Here is a 17,454-nt window from a genome sequence, read left to right as displayed (position 1 = left end):
CATGGTTTTCAGGGCTAGTTTTTCCCTTGGCACAAAGATTTTTCCGTTAAATTGGCCAGACGATACCCAATGCCATGGACCGTTTCAATGGCATCTGCTGATAAACCGGCACTTTTTAATTTTTGTCGCAAACTCCGCACATGCACCTTAACCGTATCTTCCTCTGGGGGACTCTCCAACTTCCAGATACTATCGATAATCATGCTCCGACTTAGCACCCGACGGCCATTGCGGAGTAGTAATTCCAGAATGCTGTATTCCTTGCGGGTCAAAGACAAAACCTCATTGTCATAACTAACTTCATAGGTGCTTGGATCCAACCTGATTGGCCCCCACTCTAAAACTGGTTGGCACGTTGCACAACCCCGACGCAACAAAGCTCGCACCCTGGCAAATAACTCCCCCAAATCCACTGGCTTGACCACATAATCATCCGCCCCCGCATCCAAGCCCGTGATTTTATCATTGATCGTATCCCTGGCTGTCATCATCAAAATTGGCATTAAATAACTGTGCGATCGCCATTTTTGACAGAGGGTAATCCCGTCCAACTCCGGCAGCATCACATCCAAAATAACGAGGTCATATTCCAGTCGGGAGGCATAGTCCCAGGCGAGGGAAGCGTCGGTGGCAATATCAACGGTGTAAAGCTGGTCACTCAATGCTTCAGCAAGGGTTTCCGCCAGCGGCAAATCATCCTCCACTAAAAGAATTCTCATAGCCCATTGTGCTTTTCTCTATCAACCTCAGCTTACCTGAAGGGGTGAACAGGTCTGGGTTAATTCATGTTGCGAAATGTAACAGTTTTAGTCGCATCAGCTAACTTTCCGATTTCTTTACGATTTTCTCCCCCTTTTCTTCAATTTTACTTTGTTAGGATCGCATTTTTAATGCCAACACATACCAGTTATTGGCTGGACATTAAACAACTTTTAAGTTTAATTACTAACTTTATCTATGACACTGCCTTTAATTGCTTATGCTCCCGTTAGTCAGAATCAACGGGTTACCAACTACGAAGTCTCTGGAGATGAACACGCTCGTATTTTCACCACGGAGGGCACCCTTTCTCCCTCTGCCATGGATAATCTGATCGCCGCAGCCTATCGTCAGGTGTTCAACGAGCAACAAATGATTCAAAGTAATCGGCAGATTGCCTTAGAATCCCAATTCAAAAATCAGCAAATTACCGTGCGGGATTTTATCCGTGGTCTAGCTCTTTCGGATAGCTTTCGTCGTCGCAATTTTGAAGTAAATAATAATTATCGTTTTGTACAAATGTGTATTCAACGATTACTGGGTCGAGATGTTTATAGTGAAGAAGAAAAAATTGCTTGGTCCATTGTGATCGCCACTAAAGGGTTACCTGGCTTCATCAACGAACTGCTCAATAGTCAAGAATATTTAGAAAACTTTGGCTACGATACTGTGCCCTATCAACGGCGGCGCATTCTGCCCCAACGGATTAGTGGTGAGTTACCCTTTGCCCGGATGCCCCGTTACGGTGCTGATCATCGGGAAAAATTAGAGGCGATCGGCTACTTCCGCAACCAAGCTCCGTTAACTTACCGTTGGGAATGGCAAAAGCAACCCTATCCCGCCGGGGTTTATCTAGCAGGGAAAGTCGTGCTTTACGTCGGAGGGGCGTTAGTCAGTTTAGGGATAATTGCCGTTGCCCTTAGTGCTTGGGGCATTATTGGGTTGTAGTTTTTTTGACGGTAAAGCCAAGCTGAAGGCTGACAAAATCTATACTGTTATATCCCCCTTTCCTGGGGGACTTAGGCGGTTTAATAACTGGGGTTTTTGCTAGAAATATTTTGGCGTTTAATTATTTATTCTCTGGTTTAATATTTCGAGACTTTGCAGACTTTGTATTTGAGGCCAGACTCCAATGTTGAAACTAGCCGGTAAAAAAGCCTCTGCCCTGACCTGCAAGAAAACGAAGGCAAAAATTGGTATCCTAGAAATGGATCGGCAGTGGTATCAATCAGTCAAGCGATTTTTATGTCCAAGTTTTGAAATTTCTGCTATCAACTTCCAAGATATTTTGTTTAACAATGTTGACGTTGGAGAATATCATTCGATCCTAGTTGGTTGCGGGATTAAATATGAATCAATTGATATTTCAGCTACTTTAGATTTAGTGACCATTATTAAAAAATTGTCTGCTAAGCCGCCGGCCCTACTACTAATTACGGATTGTGCCGACAGTCAGATCACGGTACAAGCTCGCAGTTACCTGCCCCAAATTGACGGCGTTTTTGCCAAGGATCATGATTTAGCTTTATTGTTAAAAGTCATGAAAATTATTGCCAAACAAAAATATTTTAAGTAAGGTTTTTCTACTGGGATTCGCTAATATATGGGCAAATTTCTAATTCCAATCGAATTTGTTTTTCTGGCGATCGCCATGACCTGTTATTTATGGCACAGACAAAACCAAGAACGCCGCAGGATTGAAATTAGCATCAAGCAACAAACCCAACGGGAACGATTTATTAACCAAATTACCCAACATATCCGCCAATCTTTAAACTTGGAAACGGTTTTAAATACCACCGTCGCTGAAGTTAAAACCCTGTTGCAAGTTGATCGAGTTCTAATTTATCGCATTTGGCAAGATGGCACGGGCAGCGCCATTACGGAATCGGTGAATGCCAATTATCCTAGTATTTTAGGGCGGACCTTTTCCGATGAAGTTTTTCCCGTTGAATACCATCAAGCCTACACCAAAGGTAAAGTACGGGCCATTAATGACATTGACCAGGATGACATAGAGATTTGCCTAGCTGATTTCGTCAAACAATTTGGCGTGAAATCAAAATTAGTAGTGCCCATTCTTCAACATAATCGTGCTTCTTCCCTAGATAATGAATCAGAATTTCCCTATCTTTGGGGGCTGTTAATTACCCATCAATGTGCTTTTACCCGGCCATGGCAACCGTGGGAAGTGGAGTTAATGAAACAGCTAGCCAATCAGGTCGCGATCGCCATCCAACAATCGGAATTATATGAGCAATTACAGCAACTCAATAAAGATTTGGAAAACCGAGTCGAAAAACGCACCCAGCAACTTGCCGCCACCAATCAATCCCTAAGAATGGAAATCAGTGAGCGACAAAAAACGGAAGCCGCTCTCCGCCACACTAACCATACTCTGCAATCCCTGATTGCGGCCTCCCCCAGGGGTATTTTTACCCTTAATTTAGCAGACCAAATTCAGATTTGGAATCCTACAGCAGAACGTATTTTTGGTTGGACAGAAACAGAAATTATTGCCCATCCAGAATTATTAACATCCAACATTTTGCTGGAAGATTATCAGCAATTTAAACAGAAAGTTTTATCAGGCATGGTTTCCCCTAGCCTAGAATTAAAATGTCAAAAAAAAGATGGTAGTTGGATTGAAATTGTCCTTTCCGCTGCTCCCCTATTGGATAGTGAAGAAAATATTGCCGGATTGGTGGCGGTTGTCGCCGATATTACCGAGCAAAAGCGGCAGGCAGAACAAATTCGTTTGCTACAATCCGTTGTGGTTAATACTAATGATGCGGTGGTGATTACGGAAGCGGAGCCCATTGATGATCCCGGGCCGAGAATTCTCTATGTCAATGAAGCATTTACTAAAATCACCGGTTATACTGCTGAAGAAATGCTAGGCAAAACCCCCCGAGTTTTACAGGGACCAAAAACTAGTCGCACTGAATTAGATAGGGTGCGGCAAGCCATTAGTCAATGGCAATCAGTTACCGTTGAAGTGATTAATTATCGTAAGGATGGCAGTGAGTTTTGGGTGGAATTTAGTCTGGTGCCCGTTGCCAATAAAACAGGTTTTTACACCCATTGGATTGCTGTGCAAAGGGATGTCACTGAGCGCCGACGCACGGAGGAAGTCCGCCTAGCTTTAGAACGGGAAAAAGAATTAAGCCGCCTAAAAACTCGTTTTTTCTCCATGGCTTCCCATGAATTTCGTACTCCCCTCAGTACGGCCTTAGCTGCTGCCCAATTACTGGAAAATTCTGAAGTGGCCTGGCTTGATCCCGATAAGCGTAGCCGGAACTTACACCGTATTCAAAATTCCGTGAAAAATATGGTACAGCTCCTGGATGATATTTTAATCATTAACCGTGCCGAAGCGGGCAAATTGGAATTTAATCCTAATTGGTTAGATTTGAAATTATTGTTCCAGCAATTTATCGAAGAAATTCAATTAAGTGTCAGTGACCAATATTATTTTGACTTTATTTGTAGCGCTCAAGATACGAAGGCATTGGTGGATGAAAGGTTAGTGCGGTCTATTTTATCTAATCTGTTATCTAATGCGATTAAATACTCTCCCGGGGGAGGGCAGATTAAAATTGCCCTAAGCCTAGATTCGGAACAGATTATTTTTGAAGTCACCGACCAGGGCATTGGCATTTCGCCAGAGGACCAAAAGCAAATTTTTGAACCCTTTCATCGGGGCAAAAATGTCAGAAATATTACGGGAACAGGACTCGGTTTAATGGTTGCCAAGAAATGTGTTGACTTACACAGTGGCAGTATCTTGCTAAAAAGTGCAGTTGACCAGGGAACAACAGTTACTATCTGTTTAAAACGCTATAACCATTTGCCTCGAGCTTAGGCGTAGAAACATGTCACGGCAATTCCCAAGCTCTAATTTTAGGTTCGGCGTGGGTATTTTACTTTCCACAGTTTTGACCGGCAGGGGAGTCAACACCTTACGGTAAAACAAACTATTCCAGCTCCCTTGCTTTACAGGGGACTATCAGCGGGAATTTCCTGGTAACTCACGCTATCGGGGGTTATGGCAAGGGCCCTAGACTAGTTGTAGTTGGGCGGTTTTGCGCTTTTTGCGGCCACCTTTGGGGGCATCTGCTAGGCAATATTTGACCACATTGGCCAATTCTTCCAATTGGGCGATCGCCTCGGCTCCTTCTAATTTCATTAATTCTCGGTCATCCCGCATTTCTGTCCAGGTGATGCCGTAGTCCGATACCAAAAAGCGGATCAGATGATTTTCCCCCAAGCTCACCATGAAGGAGGCGCTGTTGAGTTGGTCGCCACAGGTGTAGCAAGAAGCAATGTAGCCCCGATTTTCGAGCACAGTGGCCAAAGCCCTCAAGCTCATGACTAAATCCTTCACGAAATCGCGGTGTTGCTGGGCAAGTCGAGTAAACACATTTCCTCCGAAAATAAGCTAGCTTTTAAAATCTTAATACTTTTTTAAGATTTTCACAGAGGCCTTGTCCGGAAAGGCTAATTTAATACTGTTCAAACTGGTCTGGAAATCCCGGTCGGTCGGGCCATGGTAATTATCCATCGGCCGGGCCACTGAAATAATCAACCAATTACACTGTCAGATGGGGAAAGGCAAAGCCGATCCAGGGAAGTGTTGTTGCTGTCCAAAAAAGTCACCAATCAGCCTGGGCTTTTTGCCAATCCTCCGTGATCTTAGCGTGATTATTAAAATGGCGATGGCCTTTATACAACTCTTAACCGAAAACAATCCGAGTGGGGAATTTGTTTTTGGTCTATGGAGTGGTGCTGGGCCAGGGGAAACCCTGATTGAAGAATTTTTAAAAATCTTAGAAAAAATTCACAATCTACGGCGAAGGACGATGGAAAAAGCTTCGGAGTTCTGCTTTAGGTCAAAGTTTCTTGAAAATTAAGTTTTTTTCCAGGTCTGAAGCCTTGACAATCCCCGTTGGTGATTTATACTTAGGACAGGTGTGAGGAAATTAGAAAAACATCTGGAGTCGAAACAAGGAAAGACGCCCCAGGTGTTTTTTTATGGCAATTTTTAGGGCAGTCCACAGATGAAGCAATGGCGCTGGCGGATGGTATTGGTGGCGATCGCCGCTCTGGTGGTGATTTCCCTAGCTACGCTGTTTCAACCTCAGGAAACCTCTGGCCGCATCCCGGATTATCAAATTAGCAGTCAGTTGCCCGCCAACCAGGTAGATTATTATCCTCTGCAACAGAATTTAGATGAGGCGTATTATCGGCCTTTGGGAGAGTGGTTGGGTCGTTTAATCCTGCCGACGGTGGAAGAAACTAAAGCCAGGACAGGAGATTGGGTTTGGTTGGAACTGTATCAAGCGCCTTCTATCCAACAGGGATTAGTGGGACAAAAACTCCGTCTCACCTGGCAGAGCAATGCTGATTTGGACAGATACCTCAAACTAGTGACCACGGATGTAAATTTTACCCCTGCCGCTTTGAAGAGTGAACAGGCAGGAAATTTATTGCCCAACCGTTTAAATGGGCGATCGCAGGTGGGGCCTTTGCAATCCTTGGCCGGAGCTAGACCAGTGGACGATGTGCTGGTGCGGTTTGTCCAGGCCCAAGTTAATGTTCCTGTGGGCAACCAGGCGGAAATTAAACTGGCCACCATGCCGGAAATGGTGACGGGACGCTACCAAGCCCTGGTGAAAATTATTGGCCCTGCGCCCAATGCTCCCGCCAATGCCATACCGCAGGATTGCCCTGGAACTAAACCCTGCCCAGCGGATTTGATGCTGGTGCAACATTACAACCCTGGCAGTAAAGAGTTTGACGGGCCCCAGGAAACCATTCGCATTCCCCAACAACCCCACTTAAACGGCGATCGGTTTATGTCCACCCCCAGGGATTTGGCTAGTTCCCCCGTGGGTCAGGCGGGTTGGTACGTCTATGGTGCCCAGGGAAAAGATGGCATATTTACGGTCCAATCCCTCAACCCCCGATCCTTGGTGCAATTGCAACCCGATGAACAAATTTTTCGCCTCGGTCCCGGTCGGGACTACATTAGTCACAAAAATTGGCAGAATACCCCTGCTCGCAAAGGCACAGTCCAAAAGGTTTTAGTTGATCCCCGCAGTGATTCCCCCGCAGTAGCTTTAGGGCAATGGCAAGAAGGCGATCGCCTGTTGGGGATGCATTTATTTGGCGGCATTGGGGGCGCATTGGGGGAAAAAATTATGTTGGGTACGGTGACGGGGCATTTTTCCTTTAGCTTGCCCAAAGTTATCCGGGATCCCTTTACAGAGGAGTTGCAGTGGGAAATTCCCTACTATCAGGTCTATGCCCATAATCCCCAGGGCATCATTGCTGGTTCCCAAACCTGGGAAAACTACGCGGGTAATTTGCAGCGGGGCTGGATTCAGAGTCGTCCTTTTGCCGATGTAGTAGTCAAACTGGATGTGTTGGAGGACTATAACTTCGGCGGCTCCGTACTTTCTCCCCTGGATGAGTTGCAAAAACAATTGCAAATCATGATGGCTCGATACCGCACGGGGGATGGCACTGGCTACGCAGGGGTTAGTCCAGCAGCTTCCTGTGTACAGGATTCCAACCAAGCTTTGTACTTGGCCATTGTTGGTCTACAGCAAAAGGTGCAAAATAGCCCGGAAATTATCACTTGGTTAGCCCAGCATGGCAATTCCCCGGAAAATCAACGTTTCCAACGGCTACAGCAATTAGGCGATCGCCTGTTGACGATGTTAAAACCCAGGGGTATTACCAGGGAAGATTGGCAAAACAATGCCGCCACCCTAGCCGGTTTAGATCCGGATAATCCCACCAATCAATACGATTTCATCCAGGAAAATACCCTAGCCAATGCCCTGCTCAGTTGGCAGTCCATGTTGCCCCGGTTGAATCAGGATATTCTCAACCAAATTTTCTTGGAACAGGGTGCTCAGCTTTGGTTTATGCGCCCCAACCAAGTGGGAGGATCGATGCCGGAAATTTTACCCCTGGCCCCCACTGGTATTTTTGGCGATGTGCCTGTTCTTTCCGCCTTAGCTCGGCGCATTTTGGCCGCGATAGTATTTTTACCCCGGCCCCAGGATTGGCAATTCTTCGGGATCGCTGTTGTCGTCTACGGGGCGATCGCCATGACCTTGGGCTTTAAATTTGGTCTATTGCAATGGCAATGGTGGGGGCAATCCTTGGGGGGCAGTATGAAGTCAATCCTGGCCCTATTCTTTCTGCCGGCGCTGGGGGAAGAATTAGTGTTTCGGGTTATGCTGTTGCCCTATCCCACGGAACTGAATTTGTTTTGGCCAACGCTGGGGGCCATGCTGCTGAGTTTAGTGCTCTTTTTGCTCTACCATCCCCTCAACGCCCTCCTGTTTTATCCCAGGGGAAGAAATGTATTTTTCCAGCCTATTTTTCTCGGTCTTACCGGACTACTGGCGGTGGCAACCACAGCAATTTATTGGCACAGTGGCTCCCTATGGTTAATCGCCATTTTCCATTGGTTGGTGGTGGTAACGTGGCTAATGCTCTTGGGGGGTTACGGTAAATTAGCCCATCAAAAAGCCAAAAGATGAAGAAATTCCACAATTCCTTTACCTAAACGGGAAACGACTCCAAGATGGAGGGGAAAAACAAGATTATCCATTCCCCAGAGGTTTCCATGGCTCCCCAAGTGGATGTGTTGATAAATAAACAAATTTTGATTGAACGGGCCCTGGTCTGTGTCACCACTCGTATTACCAAGGCGATCGCCGAGCGGGGTCAAGGCACCATTGCCCTATCGGGGGGCAACACCCCTAAACCGTTATATGAAGCCCTCGCCCGCCAAGCCCTCCCCTGGGAAAAGATCCACGTTTTTTGGGGCGATGAACGTTATGTTTCCGTGGACCACCCCGACAGTAACCAACGCATGGCCCGCCTCGCTTGGTTGGACCAGGTGGACATTCCCGAAGCCAATATTCATCCCATGCCTACTGCTGCGGCCGATCCTGAGCAGGATGCCCAGACCTATGAAAATGAGTTGGCCACCTTTTTCCAGGTGGAAGCAGGACATTTCCCCGCCTTTGACTTAATCCTTTTAGGTTTAGGGGACGACGGCCACACCGCTTCCCTTTTTCCCCATACCCCCGCCCTGACCGTTGGCGATCGCCTAATTACGGTGGGCAATAAAGATGGCCAACCCCGGTTAACTTTTACTATTCCCCTGATTAACCGAGCCCGTTCGGTAGTTTTTCTCGTAGCAGGGGCCAGTAAACAGCATGCATTAGGGGAAATTTTTGCCCCCGAAGCCGACCCCCAACAATATCCAGCCCGGTTTATCCAGCCCCAGGGGGAACTGATCTGGCTTCTGGACCAACAGGCGGGGGAAAATCTACGCCCTTGAAAGCCAGCAATAAGCAATAACTGTGTCCCCGTGCCCTGAATCCTCCCGTATCAAAATGTTACAATCCATTTAGCATTTTCAAGCTATTGGCCCTTTTTGCTTTATGGGTGAATCCACTAGGACTGGACAACTTACCAACCCTGACCATAGCCTCCGTTGGATCATTTTGGCCATGGTGGTGGGGGTTTTATTCACCGGGGGCATAATTTTTTACAGTCTCCGTTCCGGGGTCAATCAAGGGGAGGATAACGCTTCCAGTGCCCTTTCTCCCGCAACTCAAGCTCCAGAAGACAAGCCCGTGGCCGCCCTGGGACGCATTGCTCCCCTAGGGGAAATTATTAAGCTTTCCGCTTCCCCCGGTTCTTTTGGTGGGGCGAAAGTAGCCAGAGTATTAGTCAAAGAAGGGGACAAAGTCAAAGAAGGCCAGGTGGTGGCAGTGCTGGATTCCTACGAACAAAAAGCCGCCGCTGTGGTTTCTGCCCAGGAATCGGTTCGGGTAGCCCAAGCAGATTTGGCCATCATTGAAGCCGGTGCCAAACGGGGAGAAATCGCTGCCCAGGAGTCCCAAGTCCGGAAAGCCCAGGCGGAATTAGAACAGAATTTTGCTGTCAACCAAGCCGCCCTGGCCAATTTGGTTAAGCAGTTGGAAGGGGAAAAGTTAGAGCAACAGGCCACCATCGATCGCCTACAGGCAGAGGTAAATCAAGCGGCCAACGATGACCGGCGTTATCGGAGTTTGGCGGAAAATGGGGCGATCGCCATGGCAGACTGGGAACAGCGACGTTTGAATTTGGAGACCAGCAACCAGCGCTTGCGAGAAGCCCAGGCTCGGCTAATGAAAACCGAAGCTACTTTAGAAGAACAAATTCGGGAACAGCAATCAGTCCGAGATAAGGACGCCCAAACCATGGTGCTGGAAAGGGAATCGGCCCGGGCCACCCTATCTCAAATTGCCGAAATTCGTCCGGTGGATGTGCAAAAAGCCAAAGCAGAATTGAATTTGGCCATGGCCCGTTTCCAGGAAGCCCGAGCTGAGTTGGACACTGCCCTGGTGCGGGCTCCGGTGGATTCCCAGGTGTTAAAAATTTATACTCGCCCTGGAGAAAAAGTTAGTGATACCAATGGCATCCTCGATCTCGGCATTACGTCCCAAATGATTGTGGTGGCGGAAGTGTATGAAAATGACATTGGCCGGGTGGAACTAGGTCAAACTGCTTGGGTGCGTAGTGAAAACGACAGCTTTAGCGGTGAATTGGAAGGGCGAGTTACCAATATTGGTTTGAGAATTGGCAAAAATGATGTGCTGGACTCCGACCCCGCCGCCGACATTGATGCCAGGGTGGTGGAAGTAAAAATTGCCCTCAGTCCCAGCGCCAGCAAAACCGTGGCCGGCTTGAGCAACGCCAAAGTGGTGGTCAAAATTGAACCCGACAGCGCTCCTCCTTCTGCCCCCAACTAACAATCAATCAACCAAAGATTTATCCATCAGTACATTAGTAGATGAAAATTCCCCTTGCCTGGCACCAGCTATTCCATGAAAGGATGCGACTCCTGGCGGCGATCGCCGGCATTGCCTTTGCCGATGTGCTGATTTTTATGCAACTGGGGTTCAAAAATGCCTTGTTTGACAGTGCAGTCCGGGTTCCTAAAAGTTTGCAAGGGGATTTATTCATTCTCAGTACCCAAACGGACACCTTTGTTAACCCCACCCCTTTTGCAGCCCGCCGTTTATACCAGGCCATGGGCAACGCCTCTGTTAAGGATGGCACTAGCCTCTACATTGACATCAACCGCTGGAAAAACCCGGAAACTAAAGTCAGCCGCCAGATTTACATCATGGGTTTCAACCCCGTTAACAATCCGATCAATCTACCAGGGGTAGCCGAAAATTTAGATTTGATTAAGCGCCCCGACGTGTTCCTGTTTGACCAAGACTCCAGGGAAGAATTTGGCCCAGTGCCGGCCCTGTTAGAAGCCGACGGCCCAGTTTTCACCGAAGTGGGTAATCGCCGCATCCAGGTGCAGGGTTTATTCACCCTCGGTTCTTCCTTTGGGGCGGATGGGACTTTAATTACCAGCGATTTGAATTTCTTCCGTCTTTTTCCTAATCGGGACCGCAGTTCCATTGATGCGGGTATTTTGCAACTCAAACCCGGCGCTGATCCGGAAAAAGTAGCGGAGGAAATCCGCCAAGAGTTAACCGAGGGGGATGTCCAGGTTTTCACCAAGGAAAAGTTAGTCCAATACGAATTGAATTATTGGCAAACCCGCACCACCATTGGTTTTGTCTTTGGTTTGGGCACCGCTATGGGTTTCATTGTGGGCACCGTCATTGTTTACCAAATTCTCTACACCGACGTTTCTGACCATTTACCGGAATATGCCACCCTCAAAGCCATTGGCTACGGCGATCGTTATTTGTTGGGAGTTGTGTTCCAAGAAGCCCTATTGCTAGCAGTGATTGGCTTTTTACCCAGTTTTGGCTTGGGGATTCTACTCTACACCAACACAGCCCGGGCCACGGGTTTGCCCCTGATTATGACCACGGCCAGGGCGTTAACTGTATTAATTATGACCATTGCCATGTGTTGCATTTCCGGGGCGATCGCCGTGGGGCGTTTGCGGGCCGCAGATCCGGCGGATATTTTCTAACCTGTGTTCAGGGGTCAGCTTGTGCCAGTGGCAATTTTGTCTTAACATTTCTTCACAAAAATTTATAATTTGTCATAATAGCGATGGACAGTCTTCTCACTAGGAAACATTGCTATGAAAACCGCTGCTAGAATTGTTGCTTTTACCGCTCTGACTGGATTTGCCCTGGGGATGCCCACCGTTGCCATGGCGGAAATGGAAACCACCGAAAAATCTGCCGTAGTTAGTCAAGCCGCCACGGACAGCGCCATGACTATTGTGGAAGTCGCCGCAGGCAATGAAACTTTCAGTACCCTCGTTGCAGCAGTCAAAGCGGCTGATTTAGTGGAAGCTTTATCCGCTGAAGGCCCCTTTACCGTTTTTGCCCCCACCAATGATGCCTTTGCCGCTCTGCCCGCTGGTACGGTGGAAAGTCTGTTGTTGCCCGAAAACAAAGATAAATTGGTGAAAATTTTGACCTACCACGTCGTTCCTGGCAAAATCACCGCCGCCCAGGTTCAATCCGGTGAAGTGGCATCCCTAGCTGGGGAAGCCCTCACCTTCAAAGTCAAAGATGGCAAAGTGAAAGTTAACAAAGCCACTGTCATTTCCGCCGATGTGGATGCCAGCAACGGTGTAATCCATGTCATTGACCAAGTAATTCTGCCTCCTATGTAATTCGTCTGATTAACCTAAGATCTTTGGCCTAAGTTTTGTTAAGTGGGGTTCCAGTTTCCAGGAAATTGGCCCCACTTTTTACTTGCGTGCTACCTTTACAGGGGAAGTGCCTCCGGGCATAGTGAAACTTGTTCGGGAGTGGGATGGAAAACTGTGGCCATTAATTCGTCTGATTCAGCAACAACGGTGATTATCGGTGGTGGTTTTGTTGGACTATTCACTGCTCTCCATCTGCGTCATCATCAGCACGCCGGCCCCATTGTCCTAGTGGAACCCCAGGCAAATTTTGTCTTTAAGCCCATGCTCTACGAGTTGCTCACCGAAGAGTTACCAGAGTCGGTGGTTTGTCCCAGTTATGAAAAATTGTTGGCCGATAGCGGCATTGATATAGTCCAAGCCCGAGTTGCGGATGTGCAATTGAAGGAAAAACGGTTAGTACTTGATTCTGGCCAAGAACAGCATTATGACTATTTGGTGCTGGCAGTGGGGTCAGTGCAGGGGTATTTGGGGGCCCAGGGGGCGGCAGAAAATGCCTTTGCTTTCCGTTCCCAAACCGAGGCGATCGCCCTTAGGGATCATCTCAAAGCCTGTTTAGAAAAGTCGTTAACCACAGCAGATCAAGCGGAAAAAGAAAGATTATTGACCGTGGCGATCGTGGGGGCCGGGCCGGCGGGGGTGGAAATGGCGGCCACGTTGGCGGATTTACTGCCCAGTTGGTATGTGCCCATGGGGGGCAATATCAACGATTTAAAAATTTACTTGGTCAACCATGCGCCGGGAATTTTGGCCGGGGATGCCAATAGCGGGCTCAAGCGCTGTGCCCTGGAGGAGTTGCAAGCTAGAACTATTCCGGTGACGTTGAAGTTAGGGGTGGGGGTCAAAAGCGTTACCCCGGAAAGTTTGCAGTTTGTGGAAACTGGGGAGGAGGAATTGCGCCACTTAGACACTGGCACCACCATTTGGACCGCCGGCACAGCGGTTAACCCTCTACTCAAAACCCTCAAGGAACAGATTCCGGCCGAGGAACTCGATCGCCATGGGCAACCCCTAGTAACCAGTACTTTGCAATTGCCTAGTTTTCCCCAGGTATTTGCCGCCGGGGACTGTGTGACAGTCAAAGATAATCCCAAACCGGCCCTGGCCCAGATTGCCTACCAACAAGGAGCGGCGATCGCCAAAAATTTAATGGCGGTACACAATGGTAAACCGTTAGTTAGTCCCGATCCCCAACTGCGGGGCACATTGATGAAGTTGGGCTTGAACAATGGGGTAGCCAATTTATTTGACCGGGTACGCATCCAAGGCAAGGCAGGGGATTTATTGCGGAATGCCACCTATCTAGAGCTATTGCCCACTCCTCTGCATAACTTCAAATCCACCACCCAATGGCTAGCGGAAGAAACCATCGACCGTTTCCATCGTCCCCACGCCCCCACCGCCCAGGAACTAAAATGGGCCGCCATGACCCCAGCCCAACGGCAGGAACACCAAGGCATCAAGGCGATCGCCATCATTGCGCCCCTGATTTTTATCGTCCTGTTGTACCTTGGCTTCAAAACACCGGAAAGGGAAAGGGCTCCTTTCGTCCCCCAACCTAGCCCCGGTATGAATCGGTAGGGGGGTTAACCTATGGCCAATTACTTTTAATTTTTTATTAGTTTTTAAATTAGCTAAATTTGTATTTAAATCTGTTCTTGACCTGACCACACCGGCAACTATTAACTTCAGCCCCCAAACCCAACCACTTTGCGGAACCTGCCCATGTTCACCCTCAATGACCAAAATCTGCCCTACCCCGATACCCTCCATCCCATCATTGTCCACTTTGTCATTGGCATGGTTTTCTTTGCCTACATTAGTGAACTGGTGGGCTACCTCCAAAAAAAGCCTCGGTTCTTTGAAGTCGCTTGGTGGAATTGGCTCACAGCGGCGATCGCCATTTTTTTTGCAGTGATTTTTGGGGAATTTGAAGCGGCTCTAGCGATGCCCTACCCGGCGGCCCAACCGGCATTGGATTGGCACACGGTCAACGGCTGGTCATTGTCTGCCATTTTGGCAGGGTTAACGGCTTGGCGGGGAGTGTTGAGGGTGCGAAATCCGCTGAAAACCAGCCTGCCTTTCCTCATGCTAGCCACTGTATTTATGGTGTTAGTATGCATCCAAATCTTCCTTGGCTCCCTAGTGGATTGGGTTTATGGTCTGCACACCCTACCCGTAGTCCAAGCAACCAAAGACGGCATTATTCCCTAGTCTTAACAAGTTTTCAAAATAGAAGTTTTACCCCCCATCTCATTTTCACTGAGGAAATTGACCGCACCATGAACCCTTCCCTGATTGACCAACTCAAAGAAATTGGCCTCCAGCTAGGCACCAATGGTCTGCCCTACCGATTTCCCATCCATCCCAATTTGGTTCATTTCAGTCTGGGGTTATTCATCATTGCCCTAATTTTTGATTTTGCGGGCGTATTTTTCCCCTTGGAGCGGCCAATTCTCAAAGGGTTTGCCATTCCCGCCCAGCGCCAAAACTTCTTTGATGTGGGTTGGTACAATGCCGTGGCCGGTGCCTTCATTAGTTTTTTCACGGTGGCGGCGGGCTTTTTTGAAATTCTTTTGGCCCAACCTCCCACAAATCAAGTCAGTGATTGGGGCATTGGCGCTGGTACTACCATGTTGCTCCATGGCGTGGGGGGCATCCTGCTACTGGCGATGATGGTGGGCACAACTATTTGGCGGGGCTATCAACGGTTTGTTTGGCGCACCAATTGCCGCAATGAAGTTAGCTGGGCCTATCTCGGTTTTGCCCTATTTCTCATGGCCTATATGGCCATCCATGGCACCCTGGGGGCCCAACTGGGGGCAGAATTTGGCGTACACAATACGGCGGCCCATATCCTCCGCATGGGGGAAAATCCCAATGTGGTGCTCAGTGAGGGAGGTATGGATCTTTGACGGTTTGTCGGCAAAATTTTGCCAAAGTGTGGAACAACGCTAATCCGATCAAAGCAAAGGAAATTTCCCTAAGAACGTTTTTAGACAGTTTTATTGCGTCCCCTAAATCGACCGGAATACTGGGGGAATTTCACTCACTTTTCCCCAAAATTGGGGGGCCCAAGGGGGCTTTTAAAACAGGCTCTAAACCTTTGCTCCCAATTCAGATGGCGAGAGCACTTCCCCAAGCTAATCAACCCCCAGATTCAGGTAAATAGTGCTGTTGCTAATGGAAGTGGAGCTAGACTCTTGATTAATGGTTAGGGATCGTAAATTTTTAAACAGAGGTTTGAGCGATAACTCCAATACCCTGAGCACGGGTAATTGTTGGCTAAAAAATGGTTCTCCCCTTTGCCAATCAAGGTAAACGTAACTGTCATCGGGCAAAGTGGACAATGCCTGTTGAAATTCTGGTTGATCAGCCAAGGAAGGACTGGTTTGGTCCAACACTTGGGATAAAGCTTCGAGGGAACTGGCCAAAATTACCCGATCGCCGACTCGGCAATGAACTCCCCTAACTTGGGTTTGTAGGCTGGTAATATTCTGCTTGGCCAGGGTTTGGAGACTAGTCCAAGCCCATACCCGTTGCCCACCCAGGTCCAAAGTTGATAATTGGTAGCCAGCGGCGATCGCCAATTGATCTAGATGTTCCAAAGCTAAGTCAGTGGCGGCGGCATCCAAGTCCTGGGCGGCAAATACCCAATCATTTTGGCTCGGATTAGTTTTGGGCAAAAAGATTAATTGATAATCGCCTTGCACCCAAGGAAAAATATCAGTGGTTAAATCTAAACCTAGGGGCTGTTGCCAATCATAAACTAACTTACTTAAGGCCTGTTGTAGGAGACTATGGGGGGCTAAACCCGTGGCCAACTGTTGCCATTGTTGAGCTAGGTTTTGACCATTAATTACCAAGCTACTGCTGGGGGGTAAGTTAACTAAATTGGTTTTAATGGCAGTTACATTTTCCGCCTTTTCCCCTGGGTTATTGCTAGGTACCCCCGTCAAAGCAGTGTGGGCCACCAATCCCTGGGCTTGGAGAGATAAAGCCACTGTTAAAGTTTGTTCGATCGCCGTTTGGTCAGAATTTTTATCAATGGCAGGTCGCTGGCCAAGCCAAGCGGCAAGGGCAGGAAAATTAGCATAAACTATTCCCAATTTCGGGTTATTTAAACTGGCTAGGGCCTGTTGGTAAGTTGCGGTTTGGGCCAGGCTGAGGGAAGGGGCCTGCAAACTATTTAAAGCCTGGCGCAAAACCTGGGGATGATTGGCAAATAGAACATAGTCCCCCACCACCGCACTGGCCAGTAAATTGCCGTTGGGCACTGGGTTAACGGGGTGTTTATAGGTAATTTTGACTCCTTGGTAACGGTCAAACACCAGGTCCGTATCTCCGGCGATCGCCGCAGTGGCGTAGGACAGTTGCAAAAACTCCCGACTCAGCTCTGGATCCCGGCTGTGGACCACCAGTAAATATCCCGGTTGGGCTCCATTGCTTCCATTGTGGTCGTAATCCAAATCTGTCACCGCTAGGGTAACTTCCTCCCCTAACCAGGGTTTCACCTCTTTGCGATAATCCAGCCCCGTTTTAGCAAGCAAACTCTGCTCCAACTCGGCCAACTCCCGGTGGGATCGACGCCGCCGCCCAGGATTAACTGCCAATTGGGTAAAGGCTTCCAGGCGATCGGGATTAACCAGCAAAGACACCATAATGGGTGACTGGCCAGGAATTAACCCTGGGGCCATGGGACTACGGCTCACCCCTCCCCGGGCTAAATTAAGGGGACTGTGGCCTAGTACCAGGGCAGTACCCCAGCCGGCCACAGCCAATGAAAAAATTGCAACGGCGGCCAGTAGAACGAAAAAAGAACGGGGTTTCACAACGGACTGATACCCTCTTGCGACAATTCCTTCCCATTATCAGGGCTGTCGGCGGCCTTGCCCGATCTTTTTAGCTGTTTTGGCGGGAAAAGTTACGGGGTAAAACTAGTGAGAAAAAGCTCTCTGAGGCAGATTCAGCAAAGTTAACCT

The 17,454-nt window shown here is 48.4% G+C and carries 15 protein-coding genes; 12 read left to right on the top strand and 3 right to left on the bottom strand.

The features are described 5' to 3' along the window. Positions 1-14: 14 nt before the first annotated feature. On the bottom strand, positions 15-719 hold the full coding sequence (locus SYNPCCP_RS15765; RefSeq protein ID WP_010874216.1) for a response regulator transcription factor: 705 nt from the start codon (positions 717-719) through the stop codon (positions 15-17). A 238-nt stretch (positions 720-957) separates the two neighbouring features. On the opposite strand from SYNPCCP_RS15765, the gene SYNPCCP_RS15760 reads away from it, so the two are divergent. From SYNPCCP_RS15760 to SYNPCCP_RS15750, 3 genes are all read left to right on the top strand, one after another. Then, positions 958-1,707: a phycobilisome rod-core linker polypeptide gene (locus SYNPCCP_RS15760; protein ID WP_010874215.1), complete on the top strand. Its 750-nt coding sequence runs from the start codon at positions 958-960 to the stop codon at positions 1,705-1,707. 184 nt (positions 1,708-1,891) lie between these two features. Further along, on the top strand, positions 1,892-2,335 hold the full coding sequence (locus SYNPCCP_RS15755; protein WP_010874214.1) for a hypothetical protein: 444 nt from the start codon (positions 1,892-1,894) through the stop codon (positions 2,333-2,335). A 27-nt stretch (positions 2,336-2,362) separates the two neighbouring features. Beyond that, positions 2,363-4,624 carry a PAS domain S-box protein gene (locus SYNPCCP_RS15750; protein WP_014407164.1) on the top strand — a complete coding sequence of 754 codons (2,262 nt, stop codon included), beginning with the start codon at positions 2,363-2,365 and terminating at the stop codon, positions 4,622-4,624. A gap of 195 nt (positions 4,625-4,819) precedes the next feature. On the opposite strand, the gene SYNPCCP_RS15745 is transcribed toward SYNPCCP_RS15750, so the two are convergent. Beyond that, positions 4,820-5,182 (bottom strand): DUF1815 family protein, encoded by a 363-nt coding sequence (locus SYNPCCP_RS15745; RefSeq protein WP_010874211.1) that lies wholly within the window; start codon positions 5,180-5,182, stop codon positions 4,820-4,822. A gap of 181 nt (positions 5,183-5,363) precedes the next feature. Between SYNPCCP_RS15745 and SYNPCCP_RS15740 the strand changes: the two genes are divergently transcribed. The 9 genes from SYNPCCP_RS15740 to SYNPCCP_RS15700 all read left to right on the top strand — a co-directional run bounded on the left by SYNPCCP_RS15740 (position 5,364) and on the right by SYNPCCP_RS15700 (position 15,387). Next, positions 5,364-5,672, top strand: coding sequence for a hypothetical protein (locus tag SYNPCCP_RS15740; RefSeq protein ID WP_010874210.1), 309 nt, complete (start codon positions 5,364-5,366; stop codon positions 5,670-5,672). Positions 5,673-5,819: 147 nt separating this feature from the next. Next, positions 5,820-8,318, top strand: coding sequence for a type II CAAX prenyl endopeptidase Rce1 family protein (locus tag SYNPCCP_RS15735; RefSeq protein WP_010874209.1), 2,499 nt, complete (start codon positions 5,820-5,822; stop codon positions 8,316-8,318). A 44-nt stretch (positions 8,319-8,362) separates the two neighbouring features. Beyond that, a complete protein-coding gene (gene pgl / locus SYNPCCP_RS15730) occupies positions 8,363-9,127 on the top strand; it encodes a 6-phosphogluconolactonase (RefSeq protein WP_010874208.1) in 765 nt (254 codons plus the stop codon). A gap of 103 nt (positions 9,128-9,230) precedes the next feature. After that, positions 9,231-10,586, top strand: a complete 1,356-nt coding sequence (locus tag SYNPCCP_RS15725; protein WP_010874207.1) for an HlyD family efflux transporter periplasmic adaptor subunit — start codon at positions 9,231-9,233, stop codon at positions 10,584-10,586. Positions 10,587-10,627: 41 nt separating this feature from the next. Continuing rightward, positions 10,628-11,779, top strand: a complete 1,152-nt coding sequence (gene devC, locus SYNPCCP_RS15720) for an ABC transporter permease DevC (protein ID WP_010874206.1) — start codon at positions 10,628-10,630, stop codon at positions 11,777-11,779. Positions 11,780-11,893: 114 nt separating this feature from the next. After that, complete coding sequence (locus SYNPCCP_RS15715; RefSeq protein ID WP_010874205.1) at positions 11,894-12,436, top strand: fasciclin domain-containing protein; 543 nt, start codon at positions 11,894-11,896, stop codon at positions 12,434-12,436. 153 nt (positions 12,437-12,589) lie between these two features. Further along, complete coding sequence (locus SYNPCCP_RS15710) at positions 12,590-14,053, top strand: NAD(P)/FAD-dependent oxidoreductase (RefSeq protein ID WP_014407163.1); 1,464 nt, start codon at positions 12,590-12,592, stop codon at positions 14,051-14,053. Positions 14,054-14,197: 144 nt separating this feature from the next. Beyond that, positions 14,198-14,686, top strand: coding sequence for a DUF2231 domain-containing protein (locus tag SYNPCCP_RS15705; protein ID WP_010874203.1), 489 nt, complete (start codon positions 14,198-14,200; stop codon positions 14,684-14,686). Positions 14,687-14,754: 68 nt separating this feature from the next. Next, positions 14,755-15,387, top strand: coding sequence for a DUF2231 domain-containing protein (locus tag SYNPCCP_RS15700; protein WP_020861928.1), 633 nt, complete (start codon positions 14,755-14,757; stop codon positions 15,385-15,387). Between the two features lie 228 nt (positions 15,388-15,615). On the opposite strand, the gene SYNPCCP_RS15690 is transcribed toward SYNPCCP_RS15700, so the two are convergent. Then, positions 15,616-17,304: a DUF3352 domain-containing protein gene (locus SYNPCCP_RS15690; RefSeq protein ID WP_010874201.1), complete on the bottom strand. Its 1,689-nt coding sequence runs from the start codon at positions 17,302-17,304 to the stop codon at positions 15,616-15,618. Positions 17,305-17,454: the final 150 nt, after the last annotated feature.

The sequence above is a fragment of the Synechocystis sp. PCC 6803 substr. PCC-P genome, assembly GCF_000284455.1.
Taxonomy (GTDB): Bacteria; Cyanobacteriota; Cyanobacteriia; order Cyanobacteriales; family Microcystaceae; genus Synechocystis.
Note: the sequence above shows the minus strand (reverse complement) of the source record. Positions and strands in the feature narration are given on the sequence as shown.